Consider the following 15,476-nt stretch of genomic DNA (forward strand, 5'->3'; position numbering starts at 1 on the left):
CACCGAATTCGGTGAGCGGCCCTTCGTCGTTCGTCCTGCGCGGCCTCGAATCAGTGCGCAGCGGCATCCCAGCTGCGGCCGGTGCCGACCGAGACTTCCAAGGGCACCGACAGTTCGATGGCCGAGGACATCTTGTCGCGTACGAGCGCTTCGACTTCCTCACGCTCGGATTCGACGACCTCGAGCACCAGTTCGTCGTGGACCTGCAACAGCATTCGTGACTTCAGCGTCGACTCCGCCAGTGATCGGTGAACGTCGATCATCGCGACCTTGATGATGTCTGCGGCGGTGCCCTGGATCGGGGCGTTGAGAGCTGCCCGCTCGGCGACCTCGCGGCGCTGACGATTGTCGCTGTTGAGATCGGGCAGGTAGCGGCGCCTGCCGTACAGCGTGGAGGTGTATCCCACCTTGCGCGCTTCCTCGACGGCGTTGCGCAGGTAGTCACGGACGCCACCGAACCGCGCGAAGTACGCCTCCATCTGCTGCTTCGCCTCGTCGGTGGAGATCTTGAGCTGCGCGGCGAGACCGAATGCGCTGAGTCCGTATGCCAATCCGTACGACATCGCCTTCACCCGGCGACGCAGTTCGGGGGTGACCTCCTCGATCGGCACGCCGAACGCCCGGGCACCGACGAAACTGTGCAGATCCTCGCCGGTGTTGAACGCCTCGATCAGCCCTTCGTCGCCGGATACGTGCGCCATGATGCGCATTTCGATCTGGCTGTAGTCGGCAGTGAGCAGTGTGTCGTATCCGGCCCCGACGACGAAGCCGTCACGGATGTGGCGTCCCGCCTCGTTGCGCACCGGAATGTTCTGCAGGTTCGGCTCGGTGGACGACAGTCGTCCGGTGGCCGCGACCGTCTGGTTGAACGTGGTGTGAATGCGGCCGTCGTCGGCGACGGATTTCAGCAGGCCGTCGACCGTCACCTTCATCCGCGTCGCGTCCCGGTGATCGAGCAGGAACTTCAGGAACGGATGCTCGGTCTTCTCGAACAGCCCCTGCAGCGCATCGGCATCGGTGGTGTACCCGGTCTTGGTCTTCTTCGTCTTGGGCATGTCGAGTTCCTCGAACAACACCACCTGCAACTGCTTCGGAGACCCGAGGTTGATCTGCTTGTCGATCACGCCGTAGGCGGAGTTCGCGGCCTCGTCCACCTGCGCGGCGAATCCGGATTGCAGCGCGCGCAGGTGATCACCGTTCACGGCGATACCCGTTGCCTCGACATCTGCCAACACCGTCAGCAAAGGCAGCTCCATCTCGGAGAGCAGGGTGGTCGACTCGATGGCGGCGAGCTCGGCGTCCAGCGCATCGGCCAGGTCGATGACGGCCCGCGCCTTGAGAATCTCGCCCTCCGCGAACGCCGCATCGGCGGTGTCCTCCGCGTCGAGCAACGACATCTGACCTTCACCCGCATCCTCGACGCGGAGTTCGCGCTTGAGGTAGCGCAACGACAGGTCGTCGAGATTGAACGATCGCTGACCGGGCCGCACCAGGTACGCCGCCAGTGCGGTGTCGGTGGTCAAGCCGCCGAGGGTCCAGCCGCGCCCACGAACCGCATGCAGAGCCCACTTGGCCTCGTGCAAGGCCTTGGGTTGCGCTGCATCTGCGAGCCAGGCCGCGAGTGACTGCTCGTCGGATTCGTCCAGAGCGGTCGTCGTGACGAACGCGCCCTCGCCGTCGGCCGCGGCGATCGCCACCGACGTCGCATCGCTGTCGAACGGCCGACGCGGGCCGAGAATCGACAGCCCACTGCGCCTGCCGTCGGCTGCGTGTTCCGCCAACCAGGCGGCCAGTTCACCCGGTGCGACGATGCCGCCGCGGACGTCGAACCCTTCCTCCGCCTCGGGTTCGACCGACGCGAGTGTCTCGAACAACCGGTCCCGCAGAATGCGGAACTCGAGGTCGTCGAACAAGGCGTGGATCTTCTCGCGGTCCCACGGAGCGAGTTCGAGCTGATCGGGGGTGTAGGGCAACGGCACATCTCGGACCATCTCGGTGAGCTCGCGGTTGAGCACCACACTGGAGAGGTTGGCGCGCAGTGCATCTCCCACTTTGCCCTTGACCTTGTCCACGTTGTCGACGAGGGCGGTGAGGGAACCGTATTCGATGATCCATTTGGTGGCCGTCTTCTCGCCGACCCCAGGAATGCCAGGAAGGTTGTCGCTCGGGTCTCCGCGCAGGGCCGCGAAGTCCGGGTACTGCGACGGCGTCAACCCGTACTTGGTGGCGACCTCGTCGGGAGTGAACCGAGTCAGATCCGAGACGCCCTTGCGCGGATACAACACCGTGACGTTGTCGGTCACCAGCTGCAGCGCATCGCGGTCGCCGGTGACCACCAGGACGCGGTAGCCGAGCGCCTCCGCCTGGGTCACCAGAGTGGCGATGATGTCGTCCGCCTCGAAGCCGGCCTCTGCCATCACCGGGATTCCCATGGCCCCGAGTACGTCCTTGGTGATGTCGACCTGGCCGGCGAACTCGTCCGGAGTCTTGCTGCGGTTGGCCTTGTACTCGGGGAACCGCTCGGCGCGGAAGGTCTGCCGCGAGACGTCGAACGCCGCCGCGATGTGCGTCGGTTTCTCGTCCCGCAGCAGATTGATCAACATCGAGGTGAACCCGTACACCGCGTTGGTGGACTGACCGCTGGTGGTCTTGAAGTTGTCCGCAGGCAACGCGAAGAAAGCACGGAACGCCATCGAGTGGCCGTCGATGAGCAGCAACGTGGGCCGCTCCCCGCCCGCCTTCGCGTCGGTCTCGGCTGCGGGCGCTGCACTTTTCTCCGTTACTGGGCTCACGGTTGACCAGTCTAGGGAGCGGGTCCGACAACTCGAAGCCGGATGCAGGTGCCGCGACGCGATCGCTCTCACGGCGCGCGTCGTGCACCGCGAAACACAACCGATACTTTCCGGAAATCTCAGTCGCCGATTTTGCGTCGTTTCAGCGGATAGAGTCCGACAATTGCAGGAAACCCCACATACCCGTGGCTCAACGACAACCCGTCCGGAGGACGTGCGTGGCTCCAAATGTTCGATGGACCAGAAAGGTGCAACCGCCGAGGTTGCGCGCAAGATCTGCCGTTCGGCTCTTCCAGCGAACACTCCTACTCGCCGTTCTGAGTTCCATTGCCGCGCTGCTGTTCAGTGCGCCGGCATTGGCCCAGGAACCTACCCCCACTCCCCCGGCAGCACCGGGGACCAGCGCCGAACAGGCACCGCCGGCGGACGCCGTCAGCGTCGCCGGATCGCTCAACAACGGTGGCGAACGACTCATCGGAGTCGACGTCGCGGCGCTGGACGCGTCCGGCTCCGAAGTCGCACGCACCACCAGTGAAACCGGCGGCCGGTGGACCCTCGAATTGTCGCCCGGCACATACACATTCCAGGTGGTTCAGGAAACGCTCCCCGACGGCGTCAGCGTCCAGGGCGAGGTCCAGCGCGATGTGCAGGCCGGGCGTTCCAACACCGTCATCTTCTCGTTCGGTGAGGCCAGAACCGCCACCAGCATTCCGTTCTACGAGAAGTTCGTCCGCACCACGGTCGACGGCTTTCGTTTCGGCCTCGTCATCGCGCTCGCCGCGGTCGGACTGAGTCTGATCTTCGGCACCACCGGTCTGACGAACTTCGCGCACGGAGAGATGGTCACGCTCGGTGCCGTCGCGGCGTGGTTCTTCAACGTCAGTGTCGGGATACAACTCATCCCGGCCACGCTGCTGGCAATCGTCGTAGGAGTCGCGATCGGCTGGCTCAACAACGCCCTGATATGGCGGCCGTTGCGCAAGCGACGGACCGGCCTCATCGCGCAGCTCGTGGTGACGATCGGCCTCGCAATCGCACTGCGCTATCTCATCCTGATCTTCTTCTCGGACCGCTCCGAACCCTTCGACGACTACCAGGCTCAGACCGAGAACAACTGGGGTCCGCTCTCGATCACCAACGTCAACCTCGCCTGCATCGTCATCAGCATCGTCGTCCTGGTCGGCGTCGCACTGATGTTGCAGCGCACCAAGATCGGCAAGGCCATGCGTGCGGTTGCCGACAACCGGGACCTCGCTGCGTCCTCCGGCATCAACGTCGAGCGCGTGGTCACGTTCGTCTGGTGCCTCGGCGGCGGCCTGGCTGCCCTCGGCGGCGTGTTGTTCGGGCTCTCCGAACTCGGCGGTCGCGTCCAGTGGGAGATGGGCTTCAAACTCCTGTTGCTCATGTTCGCCGGCATCACACTCGGTGGACTGGGAACGGCCTACGGCGCCTTCCTCGGTTGCGTCATCGTCGGTCTGCTCGTGCAGTGGTCGACGCTGGTCATCAATCCCGATCTCAAATACATCGGAGGGTTGCTCGTCTTGATTCTCATCCTCGTCGTCCGTCCACAGGGCATCCTCGGCTCGCGACAAAGGATCGGGTGACCTTCACATGGATATCATCGGCGCACTTCAGATCTCACTCGCTCAGCTGGTCGGCCCGTCGGCCATCTTCTACGCTCTACTCGCCATCGGCCTGAACCTGCACTTCGGTTACGCCGGACTGCTCAACTTCGGTCAGATCGGCTTCGCACTGCTCGGCGGCTACGGCGTCGGCATCACCACGATCACCTACGAACAGCCGCTGTGGCTGGGCATTCTGGTCGGCCTCGCTGCAGCCGGATTACTGGCCCTGGTTCTCGGCATTCCGACCCTGCGACTGCGAGCCGACTATCTCGCGATCGTCACCATCGCCGCCTCGGAGATTCTCCGATTGGTGTTTCGTTCCACCGCAACGGATTCGGTGACCAAATCCACCAACGGCATCACCGGCTTCGCCGGCCCGTTCACCAGCATGAGCCCGTTCGAGGGTGGTAAGTCCTACGAATTCATCGGCGTGCGGTTCCTCGGCAACGATCTGTGGGCCATGCTCGTCGGCTGGACGCTGGTCCTGCTGCTGTGCGGCGTGGTCTACCTGCTGACGCACAGCCCGTGGGGACGCGTCCTCAAGGCTGTCCGTGAGGACGAGGACGCAGCCCGTTCGCTGGGCAAGAACGTCTTCGTCTACAAGATGCAGGCACTGGTTCTCGGTGGCGTCATCGGCGGTATGGGCGGTGTGTTCAACGCACTGCAGACCCAATCCATCAACCCGGACTTCTACTCGACAGCCCAGACGTTCTTCGCCTTCGGCGCACTGATTCTCGGTGGGGCGGCAACAGTGTTCGGCCCGGTACTGGGCGCGATGCTCTTCTGGTTCCTGCTGTCCATTCCCGATGCGATTCTGCGGCAATTGATCTCCGGCGACGACCCGGTGCTCAACCTCACCGGTGCCCAGGTCGGTGCCACGCGATTCGTGCTCCTGGGAATCCTGATCGCCGTCTTGATGGTGTTCAGACCTCAGGGCATTCTCGGCAACAAGCGAGAGGTTCAACTCAATGCCTGACCCGAGCAAGGATGCTGCTGCAACGGCCGCACCGAGCAAGAAAGCAAGCACACTCGAATCACGCGCTGCGCAGGCGTTGTCGAGCGATCAACGCGCGGCCCTGTTCGCCGGTGTTCCCAACGAACCCGGCGCACCGAAACCGGACGCCACCATGGTGGTCGACGGCGTCTCGCGCACCTTCGGTGGCCTCAAGGCCGTCGACGTGGCGCACCTGGAGATTCAGCGTGGCTGCATCACCGGCCTGATCGGGCCCAACGGCGCAGGCAAGACCACCCTGTTCAACCTGCTCACGGGATTCGATCGACCCGACACCGGGACCTGGTCGATGGACGGCCAGGAACTGGGCCGGATGCATCCGCATCAGGTGGCCCGCAAAGGTGTGGTGCGCACGTTCCAGTTGACCAAGGCACTGTCGAAACTGACTGTGCTGGACAACGTTCGGCTGGGTGCAACCGGTCAGCGCGGTGAGCGCATGATCAACACCTTCATGCCGTGGACATGGAAAGCCCAAGAACGTCAGATCACCGAACGCGCCTACGAGCTACTGGGCCGCTTCAAGCTCGACGCCAAGGCCGACGACCTCGCCGGCTCGTTGTCCGGCGGCCAGCGCAAGCTGCTGGAGATGGCGCGTGCGTTGATGACCGATCCGTCGGTGGTCATGCTCGACGAGCCCATGGCCGGGGTCAATCCAGCTCTGACGCAGTCACTTCTGGGGCACATCAAGTCGCTTCGCGACGACGGTATGACGGTGGTGTTCGTCGAGCACGACATGGACGTCATCCGCGACATCAGTGACTGGGTGGTGGTGATGGCTCAAGGCAGCATCATTGCCGAGTCCACCCCCGAGGAGCTCTCCAACAACGGAGCCGTCGTCGACGCGTATCTCGGTAGCCATCACGATCAGGCTCTCGAATTCGATGCCGACGGCAATCCGGTCGGGGCAACCGCCGAACTGGCGGAGGCACTGAAGCAGGCCGAGAAGGAAGAACTCGAAGCGGGAGGCGATCTTTCGGAACCGGAGTTCGTCAGCCCAGTGACGCCCGACGTGGCCGAGGGCGGCTCACACCGGGCCAAGGAGGACAACTGATGAGCGAACAGACATTGACGCCGGCGGAATTCGCCGCGACACCCGAGGAACATGCTCGACTCGCCGAAGGTGCACTGCTGCGCGCCGACGGACTGGTGGCCGGATACATCCCCGGCGTCAACATCCTCAGCGAGTGCAACTTCTTCCTCAACGACGGGGAGATCGTCGGCATCATCGGACCCAACGGTGCCGGAAAGTCGACCCTCCTCAAGACCCTGTTCGGGCTGGTCGCCGTCCGTGAGGGCAGCGTCAAACTGCGCGGCGACAACATCACCTCCGCGGAAGCGCATGTGTTGGTCACCAAGGGAGTCGGCTACGTTCCGCAGACGCAGAACGTGTTCCCGTCGCTCACCATCGAAGAGAACCTCGAAATGGGAATCTATTTGCGTCCCAAGAAGTTCGGTGAGCGTTTCGAGTTCGTCAGCGAGCTGTTCCCGCTGCTCGGCGAACGCAAGAAGGTCAAGGCAGGCGCGCTGTCCGGCGGCGAGCGACAGATGGTCGCCATGGGACGCGCACTGATGATGGAGCCGTCGGTACTGCTGCTCGACGAACCGTCGGCCGGATTGTCACCGATGTTCCAGGACGAGGTGTTCATCCGCTGCAAGAAGATCAATGCAGCGGGCGTCTCGATCATCATGGTCGAGCAGAACGCCCGTCGCTGCCTCCAGATCTGCGACCGTGGCTATGTACTCGATCAGGGCCGCAACGCCTACACCGACACCGGTCCGGCATTGATGAACGACCCGAAGGTGATCGAGCTGTACCTCGGCACACTGGCGGGAAGCAAAGAGAAGAAGTAGCTGCTCGGCAAACGACGAAGGCCCCGGTTCGATGTCAACCGGGGCCTTCGTCGTTGCGGTCGAACGTGCGACACCTACGAAAACCTCTGGGCCCGAGTCCTGATCGAGGACTCGGGCCCAGAGGCTGTGTGACAGTTACAGATCACTCACCGACGACGATGTAATCTTCCGTCGTCAGGGTGTTGTCCGGTCCGAAGACCAGGTTGCCGTACGAACCGGTGGCGGGCTCTCCTGCGTCACTGAAGTTCAGCGCGCCGGTGATTCCGTCGTAGTCGATATCGGTTCCGGCCTTGACGAGCGGAAGGCACTCGGCGTAGCTGGTGCACTTGGTGCCGTCCTTGGTGACGCTGTTGATGTTGGCCGCGATGTCGGTACCTGCCGTCGACTTGGCCTGCTCGGCAGCGAGCGCCGAGATGATCACTGCGTCATAGGACTCACCCGCGTAGTTGAAGTCGACCAGAGCCGGATCGACGACCTTGAGACGATCCTGGAATCCGGTGCCGACATCGGTCAACGGAGTGGTGCCGCGCATCGTGTCCAGCAGACCCGCTGCGACCGACTCACCGAGGGCGTTGCCCATGTTGCCGTCGACGCCGTAGACCAGCGTGCCGTCGGACGGTCCGATGCCGATCTCGTGCATACGGGTGATGATCTTCGCGGACTCCTCGAAGCCGATGATGGCCACGGCGTCCGGGTTGAAGTTCTTCACACCGTCGACCTCGGCGTTGAACGACTGTGCGTTCGGGTCGTAGATCGTGGTCTGGATCTGGTCCGCCGCGATGCCTGCCTCTTCGAGGTTGTCCGCGGTGTTCGCGGCCAGGCCCGTGCCGTACGGGTCGTTGAGCGCGAGGATGGCGACGCGCTGCGCACCGTCCTGGGCGATCAGCTGGGACAGGGCCTGCGCCTGCAGCACGTCGGTGGGTGCGGTACGGAAGTACTGACCCTTGTCCGGGTAGCAGACGAACTGATCGGACGTGTTGGCCGGCGAGAACTGCACGACGCCTGCGCTGGCGATCTTGTCGATGACCTTGAGCGAGACCGAGGACGACGCTGCACCGACGATGACGTCGGAACCGCCGGCGAGCAAGCGGTCCACCGTGGTGTTGGCGGTATCGGTCGTCGTGTCGCCCGAGTCACCGGGGATGAGCGTGACGGGCTGCTCGAGGACGCCACCGGCTTCGTTGACGTCGTTGACGGCCAGCTGCACACCGGCAACTTCGGGCGGGCCGAGGAAGGCCAGGGTTCCGGTCTCGGGGAGGAGGGTTCCCACCACCAGCGGGGCCGTGTCGGGGGTTGCCCCGGCAGTGGCCTGCTCGGGCGTGCAGTCGGTGGAGACGGTCGTTTCCGCGGCTGCAGTGCCGCCGCTGGCACTGGTGGAGTCGGTCGAGCCCGAGTCGTCGCTCGACGAACAGCCGAACAGTGCGAGCGAGGTAACGCTCAGCACCGCAGCCGTGCGGACATAGGTCCGAATTGCCATCTAGGTTCTCCTTGAAATTGCTCGTCGATGAAGCGCACCTGAGTTACATGTGGCTCACGTGTGGGTCAGACGCTAATGCTCGGAGCCGATTCGCAAGGCCTAGAACGACGCTCGTGACCTGACTGTGACCTAGAGAGTCGAAGTTTTACGTGGCCGTAGCTTTCGCCGGCCGATCAGCTGTCTCCCACGGGCTTGTTCGCAGGGGTACCGAGCGTGTCGATCACGACCTCCGCGACGGCCTTCATCGTCGTCCTGCGATCCATCGCAGCGCGCTGAATCCACTTGAACGCCTGCGGTTCTGTGAGCGATTGCGATTCCATCAGGATGCCCTTGGCCTTCTCGATGAGCTTGCGCGTCTCGAGCCGATCCTGCAGATCGACGATCTCGGATTCGAGGGCGGAGATCTCACCGAAACGGCTGGCGGCCAACTCCACCGCAGGCATCAGATCGGCTTTGGTGAACGGCTTGACCAGATACGCCATGGCCCCGGCATCGCGCGCCTTCTCCACGAGCTCGCGTTGACTGAACGCGGTGAGAATGACGACGGGCGCGATGCGCTTCTCGGCTATCTCCGACGCCGCATCGATTCCGTCCCGACGCGGCATCTTCACATCCATGATGACCAGATCGGGACGCAGTTCGACGGCCAACTCCACCGCCTGCTGACCGTCGGCCGCTTCACCGACCACGTCGTACCCCTCCTCACGGAGCATCTCCACGAGGTCCAATCGGATCAGGGATTCGTCCTCTGCCACCACCACACGAAGCGGGGGCTTGCCAGTACCGTGCGCACCAGGAGCATTCATCTGTATCGGTCTCCTTTGACAGTCATCGCCCATCAGGGCCGTCGAGCATCTGAAGGGTACCGGTGCGCGAGGCCGAAAGCGCATCTTCTAAACTCGTCAATCGTTGCTTGAAAGACGCCAGCCCTCGTATCCCAATTGGCAGAGGAAACGGATTCAAAACCCGTCCAGTGTGAGTTCGAGTCTCACCGAGGGCACCACAGCACAGCGTTCGACTCTTCGGGTCCGGTAATGGTCACCCTCGATCGCGCCTACAGTGGAGTGATGTACATACCCAGCAGTCTTCGTTGCCACGACACCAGTGCGGGCAATTTGTGCGCAGCGAAGGTCGACCATCGTTTCGGGGATTCGGCGGACCAGTCCGCCCAGTGGGTCTTCTACACCTGCAGCGCCGATTCCACCCACGAGACCGGTTACGTGGACCGCCTGGTCACTGCCTGAAACATGTTCGTAGAACGCGCGTACGTCCATGCCGACGATGTCGGATCGGACTGGCCCTTCACCGTGCCTGCTGTCGCCGACCTCGCTCGCGACGGACTCGAGTTCCTGGCACCGGTCACAATTCTGGTCGGAGACAACGGTTCCGGTAAATCGACGCTCGTCGAAGCAATAGCCGAGGGTTTCGGAATCGATGCCCGCGGCGGTCGCGCGGCGCAGCAGTCGCGTCGACTCGACGAGGTGACCAGCGCGCTCGGAGAGGTACTCGAACTCGAGACCACGCCACGAGGTTCTCGAATGCTTCGTGGCCCACGACTGAACAAGCGCGGCTTCTTCCTGCGCGCCGAGACCGCGTTCGACATGGCCGAGAACCTCGGCGGCGTGCCGGGTTTCTGGGACGAGAACACCGCCGAGATGAGCCACGGTGAAGGGTTCCTGACCATGTTCGGTGCAATGTTGGCCGAACCCGGTTTCTACGTTCTGGACGAGCCCGAATCGGCCCTGTCGTTCACCGCGAGCCTGCAGCTCGTTGCATTGATGTCCGAGCTGGGCAATGACGGCGCGCAAATCGTCTGCGCCACCCACTCACCGATTCTGGCGTCGACGCCCGGTGCGGACATCGTGGAAGTCGGCGAACACGGTCTACGCCGAAGCACTTGGGACGAACTCGAATTGGTACAGCACTGGCGTCGCTACCTCGACGACCCGAACAGCTATCTCCGTCACCTGCTCGACTGACCGTCGGCCATCGACACCTCACGACGGCGACGCACACTTCCCGGCGAGACGCCCGTGGCGCGCTTGAACGCCTTCCCGAACGCAGCCTCCGACAGATACCCACTGCGCCGGGCCACTTCGGCCATCACCACGTCCTCGGATCGCAACGTGCCGTACGCGACCTGCATCCGCCACGTCGCGAGATAGCTCATCACGGAATCACCGACCAGCTCGGTGAAACGTGCCGAGAACGCCGAGCGAGACATGTTCACCCTCGATGCCAGACCCGCAACGGTCCACCGCTCGTGCGGGTGTCGATGGATCAGCGCCAACGCCGTTCCGATCCGATCGTCCTGCAATGCACCGAGCCAACCCGACTGCGCACCTGGCGTATTCGCGATCCACGACCGCAGCGCATGGATCACCAGAATGTCGGACAGCCGGGTGATCACCGCTTCTCCCCCGGGCTCGAGCACACGCGCCTCGTCCGCGACCATGGCCAGCACGTTCTGCATCCTCGATTGCCTCGGGCCCGGATCAGCGTCGACCACCACCAGCGCGGGCAACAGGCGAACGAGCTTCTGCGCGGCAGGATGATCCAGCCGCACCGCCCCGCACACGAGAGTCGCAGCACGGCCGGCACCGCCCGCGTCGTGAGTGAGCACCGCGTAGCGATCGCTGATGTACTCGTGCGGGAGATCGTGAACGCTCGTCGCCCGAACCGAAGCGTCGCCGGCTGCAATGAGCACGTGCCCTCGCCCGTGCGGTACCAACGCGAAATCGCCGGGGACCAACTCACGCGTCGGCTCGCCGGGAACCGACAACGCGCAACTGCCGTCGACGACCGTGTGAAACCACAGCGCATCCTCCATGGCGGGCAGTGCGAGACCCCAGGATCCGCTCATCTCGGAGCGCACGTAGAACGATCCGGTCATCCGTAGAAAGTGCAGCGCTTCACCCAGAGGGTCGGACGACTTCCAGGGATCTGCGCCGCGCATGCACCGATCGTCCCACGAAATGGACGATCGGACATCGAATGCGGCTGTGTGCGCATTGCTCATCCCGCCCCTCGGGACGAGGGTGGACAACTGAACGCTCACCTGCCGGAGGGAACCACCGTGTTGGATCGAATGCTCGCAGCCGCCACCGCCGTTGCTGCCGTCGGATGTGGGCTCGTTGCCGGAGTGCTGCTCGCCTTCTCCATCAGCGTGCTCCCCGGCCTGGCAACACTGCCGGTACCCGACGCCATCGCCGCCATGCAGAGATTCAATGCGGCGATTCTCAACCCGATGTTCCTCGGCCTGTTCTTCGGAACGGCCATATCGTGCACTCTCGCAGCGATTATCGCCGTATCGACCGGTCGGGGTTCACCGGTGCTGGTCGTGAGCGGAGCTGTTCTCTACCTTCTCGGATGCCTCGCGATCACGGCTGTTGCGAACGTCCCCCTCAACGACGCGTTGGCCGGGGTGGATCCCGGCAGTGCTGCCGACACCCAGGTGTGGCAGAACTTCACCGAGAAGTGGACGCGATGGAACACCGTCAGAACAGTGGCCGCGACTGCGGCCTGCGCCGTTCTGATCCTCGGTCAGGGTAGATCGGCGCTGGGCTGATCGGACACCGAGTCCTGGTGTCGCTTACGGATTTCTTCCTCGAACCGCGCGATGAGGTGGTCGGTGTCTGCCGTGGACACATCGCGCGCGCCCTCGTCCATCGAGGCGTCACGACCCCGGCGCAATGCAGCAAGTTCGGCTTCGAGTTCGTTGTTGTCGAGTACACGTGGATCCAGCATGACCTCCATTGTGGTCCCCTGTCCGGTGCCCCCGCGGGGAATTGCTGTAATCACGCAATGAACGTCGTGCACAGCTTCGCACCGATTCTCGGCCGCGGCGCGACCACCTTGATTCTGGGCTCGATGCCCGGCGTCGCGTCGCTGGCCGCGCAGCAGTACTACGCGCATCCACGAAATGCGTTCTGGCCGATCATGGGAACGCTGTTCGGTGCAGGCCCCGAACTTCCCTACGATGCGCGCACCGAGCGTCTGCGCAGCCAGGGCGTCGCGATATGGGACGTGCTGAAGCTGTGCACGCGCGAAGGAAGCCTGGACTCGGTGATCGTCGAATCGTCCATCGAGACAAACGATTTCGAGCAATTGTTCGCCGAGAATCCCGGCATCGACAGGGTGTTCTTCAACGGAGCCAAGGCCGCCGAGACCTACCGGCGGTACGTGAAATCGGCAACGCCCCAGGTGGAATTCGAACGACTACCGTCGACCAGTCCGGCGCACGCAGCACTCGATCTGCAGGCGAAAACGCGAATATGGACCGACGCACTCAGTCGCGGACCCGTTTCGGGAAGTGCCGGATGAGACCTTCCTGAACGACGGTGGCGAGCAGCTGCCCGTCCATCGAGAAGAAGCGGCCGGTGGCCAGTCCGCGCGAGCCGGCCGCGACCGGCGATTCGGTGGCGTAGAGAGCCCATTCGTCGAACCGGAACGGCCGGTGAAACCAGATGGAGTGATTCACCGTCGCCGCGACGATGCGGTCGAGTCCCCACGACAGTCCGTGGGTGGTGATGATCGAATCGAGCACGGTGGTGTCCGACGCGTAGCCCATGGTCGCGGCGTGGAAGATCGAGGCGTCGGGCAGATCCCCGTCGGCCTTCATCCACACGCGATTGTGATTGAGCTTCTCCCCGGTGCCGTGCATGATCCACGCGGGATCGTTCGCGTAGCGCATGTCGATCGGCTTGAGGGCGTCGACGAACATCTGCAGACGGTCCTCGTACCCGACGAAATGATCGCCGAGCGGAGGCACTGCGTCGGGATACGGAACCTCGGGAACCTCGACGCTGTGCTCGAGGCCCTTACCGAAATCCTGGAAGGCCGCGAGCATGACGAACAGCTCGTTGCCGTCCTGTACGGCGGTGACCTGCCGGTTGGCGAAGGCTCGGCCGTCGCGCTGACGCGAGACCCGGTACTCGATGGGCTTCTTGACGTCACCCCCGCGAATGAAGTGCGCATTGATCGCGTGCACGTCCCGCGACGTACCGGATACGGTCCGGCCCGCCGCGATCAGGCCCTGAGCAACGAGCTGCCCCCCGAACGTTCGACTGCCCACCTGCTCGGGGTGAACGCCGACGAACACGTCCTCCTCGATCTCCTCGAGTGCGAGGAGATCGAGGAGCGTCTCTAGATCTGTCCTGCGTACAGCTGTACTGCTCGGCGCGCTTTCGCTGACGCCGGTTCCCCCCGCTTCGACCACTTACCGGTCCTCTTCTCCGATTCGGTGCACATGGATCAAGTTGGTCGAGCCTACTGTGCCGGGAGGGGCACCGGCCACGATCACGACCTGATCGCCCTTGTTGTACCGACCGAGTTCGAGCAGCGCCTTGTCGACCTCTTTGACCATCGCGTCCGTCGAGCCCACATCGGGGACCAGGAACGTCTCGGTTCCCCAGCTCAGCGACAGCTGGCTGCGCACCTCGGAGATGGAGGTGAAGGCGAGCAACGGAAGCTTGGTGTGCAGACGAGCCAACCGTCGAACGGTGTCACCCGACTGGGTGAACGCGACGAGTGCCTTCGCGTCCAGGCGCTCACCGATGTCGCGGGCAGCGTAGGAGATGACGCCACGCTTGGTGCGCGGGACGTGCGTCAGCGGGGGAACACTGTCGCCCTCGGTCTCGACCGTCTCGACGATGCGAGCCATGGTCCGCACGGTTTCCATCACGTACTTACCGACCGAGGTCTCACCGGAGAGCATGACCGCGTCGGTACCGTCGAGCACTGCGTTGGCGACGTCGGACGCCTCGGCGCGCGTCGGGCGGGAATTCTCGATCATCGATTCGAGCATCTGGGTCGCGACGATGACGGGCTTGGCGTTGGCGCGGGCGATCTGGATGGCACGCTTCTGCACCAGCGGAACCTGCTCGAGGGGCAACTCGACGCCGAGGTCGCCGCGGGCGACCATGATCGCGTCGAATGCGAGCACGATGGCTTCGAGATTGTCGACGGCCTCGGGCTTCTCGAGCTTGGCGATGACGGGAACTCGACGGCCCACGCGGTCCATCACGGCGTGGACGAGTTCGACGTCCGCGGGAGAACGGACGAACGAGAGCGCGATGAAGTCGACACCGAGGGCAAGGGCGAACTCGAGGTCGGCGATGTCCTTCTCGCTCATGGCGGGAACGGACACGTCCATGCCCGGCAGGGACACGCCCTTGTTGTTGCTGACCGGTCCACCTTCGGTGACACGGCACAGTACGTCGTTGCCTTCGACGCCGGTGACCACGAGGCCCACCTTGCCGTCGTCGACGAGGAGGCGGTCGCCTTCCTTGGCGTCCTGGGCAAGCTCCTTGTACGTGGTCGACACCCGGTCGTGAGTGCCCTCGCACTCCTCGACGGTGATGCGGATCAGCTCACCGGCCGCCCAGGTGGTCGAGCCCTCGGCGAATCGGCCGAGACGAATTTTCGGTCCCTGCAGGTCGGCCAAGATACCCACGGCTTTGCCGGTGGCGTCCGATGCTGCGCGGACCCTCTCGTAGTTGGCCTGATGATCGGGGTGATCACCATGGCTGAAGTTCAGTCGTGCGACATCCATTCCACTCTCGACGAGTTCGCGGATGCGCTCTGTGGTTGCGGTTGCGGGTCCAAGGGTGCAGACAATCTTCGTACGTCGGCTCACGAAGGCGAGCCTAGCCGCTGGACGCCGCGTTCTCTATCGCAGACGCATCCACTAGAATACTACCGACGGGTAGCCGCGCTAC

15 protein-coding genes and 1 tRNA gene are annotated in these 15,476 nt (G+C 63.8%); 9 read left to right on the forward strand and 7 right to left on the reverse strand.

Features of this window, described 5'->3' with window-relative positions; all coding sequences use genetic code 11:
• Positions 1 to 50: 50 nt before the first annotated feature.
• Positions 51 to 2,792, reverse strand: a complete 2,742-nt coding sequence (gene polA / locus R3P95_RS13415; protein ID WP_317548570.1) for a DNA polymerase I — start codon at positions 2,790 to 2,792, stop codon at positions 51 to 53.
• Positions 2,793 to 3,055: 263 nt separating this feature from the next.
• On the opposite strand from polA, the gene R3P95_RS13420 reads away from it, so the two are divergent.
• From R3P95_RS13420 to R3P95_RS13435, 4 genes are read left to right on the forward strand one after another with little or no spacing between them, the layout of a single operon-like run.
• Positions 3,056 to 4,396 (forward strand): branched-chain amino acid ABC transporter permease, encoded by a 1,341-nt coding sequence (locus R3P95_RS13420; protein WP_052047893.1) that lies wholly within the window; start codon positions 3,056 to 3,058, stop codon positions 4,394 to 4,396.
• A gap of 7 nt (positions 4,397 to 4,403) precedes the next feature.
• Complete coding sequence (locus R3P95_RS13425; RefSeq protein WP_068052136.1) at positions 4,404 to 5,393, forward strand: branched-chain amino acid ABC transporter permease; 990 nt, start codon at positions 4,404 to 4,406, stop codon at positions 5,391 to 5,393.
• On the forward strand, positions 5,386 to 6,480 hold the full coding sequence (locus tag R3P95_RS13430; protein ID WP_230594646.1) for an ABC transporter ATP-binding protein: 1,095 nt from the start codon (positions 5,386 to 5,388) through the stop codon (positions 6,478 to 6,480). The genes R3P95_RS13425 and R3P95_RS13430 overlap by 8 nt, the downstream gene beginning before the upstream one ends.
• Positions 6,480 to 7,280 (forward strand): ABC transporter ATP-binding protein, encoded by an 801-nt coding sequence (locus R3P95_RS13435; protein WP_032394315.1) that lies wholly within the window; start codon positions 6,480 to 6,482, stop codon positions 7,278 to 7,280. The genes R3P95_RS13430 and R3P95_RS13435 overlap by 1 nt, the downstream gene beginning before the upstream one ends.
• 142 nt (positions 7,281 to 7,422) lie before the next feature.
• On the opposite strand, the gene R3P95_RS13440 is transcribed toward R3P95_RS13435, so the two are convergent.
• A complete protein-coding gene (locus R3P95_RS13440; RefSeq protein ID WP_068052226.1) occupies positions 7,423 to 8,757 on the reverse strand; it encodes an ABC transporter substrate-binding protein in 1,335 nt (444 codons plus the stop codon).
• A gap of 173 nt (positions 8,758 to 8,930) precedes the next feature.
• Positions 8,931 to 9,563: an ANTAR domain-containing response regulator gene (locus R3P95_RS13445; RefSeq protein ID WP_269593955.1), complete on the reverse strand. Its 633-nt coding sequence runs from the start codon at positions 9,561 to 9,563 to the stop codon at positions 8,931 to 8,933.
• Positions 9,564 to 9,683: 120 nt separating this feature from the next.
• Between R3P95_RS13445 and R3P95_RS13450 the strand changes: the two genes are divergently transcribed.
• The 3 genes from R3P95_RS13450 (at position 9,684) to R3P95_RS13460 (ending at position 10,736) form a co-directional block, all read left to right on the forward strand.
• Positions 9,684 to 9,760 (forward strand) — tRNA-Leu (locus R3P95_RS13450).
• A gap of 64 nt (positions 9,761 to 9,824) precedes the next feature.
• Positions 9,825 to 10,001 (forward strand): hypothetical protein, encoded by a 177-nt coding sequence (locus R3P95_RS13455; RefSeq protein ID WP_188078653.1) that lies wholly within the window; start codon positions 9,825 to 9,827, stop codon positions 9,999 to 10,001.
• 3 nt (positions 10,002 to 10,004) lie between these two features.
• Entirely contained in the window at positions 10,005 to 10,736 is a 732-nt protein-coding gene (locus R3P95_RS13460; protein ID WP_269593954.1) for an AAA family ATPase, read from the forward strand.
• Here the strand turns inward: R3P95_RS13460 and R3P95_RS13465 are convergent.
• A complete protein-coding gene (locus R3P95_RS13465; RefSeq protein ID WP_269593953.1) occupies positions 10,721 to 11,713 on the reverse strand; it encodes an AraC family transcriptional regulator in 993 nt (330 codons plus the stop codon). The genes R3P95_RS13460 and R3P95_RS13465 overlap by 16 nt on opposite strands.
• Positions 11,714 to 11,761: 48 nt before the next feature.
• On the opposite strand from R3P95_RS13465, the gene R3P95_RS13470 reads away from it, so the two are divergent.
• Positions 11,762 to 12,325, forward strand: a complete 564-nt coding sequence (locus tag R3P95_RS13470) for an anthrone oxygenase family protein (RefSeq protein ID WP_269593952.1) — start codon at positions 11,762 to 11,764, stop codon at positions 12,323 to 12,325.
• On the opposite strand, the gene R3P95_RS13475 is transcribed toward R3P95_RS13470, so the two are convergent.
• Positions 12,301 to 12,504 carry a hypothetical protein gene (locus R3P95_RS13475; protein WP_141215240.1) on the reverse strand — a complete coding sequence of 68 codons (204 nt, stop codon included), beginning with the start codon at positions 12,502 to 12,504 and terminating at the stop codon, positions 12,301 to 12,303. The two genes, R3P95_RS13470 and R3P95_RS13475, sit on opposite strands and share 25 nt — an antisense overlap.
• A 57-nt stretch (positions 12,505 to 12,561) precedes the next feature.
• Here R3P95_RS13475 and R3P95_RS13480 point away from each other — a divergent pair, with 57 nt between their 5' ends.
• The gene (locus R3P95_RS13480; RefSeq protein WP_269593951.1) at positions 12,562 to 13,080 is read left to right on the forward strand and encodes a DNA-deoxyinosine glycosylase; all 519 of its coding nucleotides are present in this window, start codon (positions 12,562 to 12,564) and stop codon (positions 13,078 to 13,080) included.
• Here the strand turns inward: R3P95_RS13480 and R3P95_RS13485 are convergent.
• Both R3P95_RS13485 and pyk read right to left on the reverse strand, forming a co-directional pair.
• A complete protein-coding gene (locus R3P95_RS13485; RefSeq protein ID WP_269594001.1) occupies positions 13,046 to 13,870 on the reverse strand; it encodes an acyl-CoA thioesterase in 825 nt (274 codons plus the stop codon). The genes R3P95_RS13480 and R3P95_RS13485 overlap by 35 nt on opposite strands.
• 105 nt (positions 13,871 to 13,975) lie before the next feature.
• Positions 13,976 to 15,394 (reverse strand): pyruvate kinase, encoded by a 1,419-nt coding sequence (gene pyk, locus R3P95_RS13490; protein ID WP_082073683.1) that lies wholly within the window; start codon positions 15,392 to 15,394, stop codon positions 13,976 to 13,978.
• Between the last annotated feature and the right edge of the window lie 82 nt (positions 15,395 to 15,476).

Source organism: Rhodococcus cercidiphylli, from assembly GCF_033042225.1.
In the GTDB taxonomy this organism is placed as follows: Bacteria; Actinomycetota; Actinomycetes; order Mycobacteriales; family Mycobacteriaceae; genus Rhodococcoides.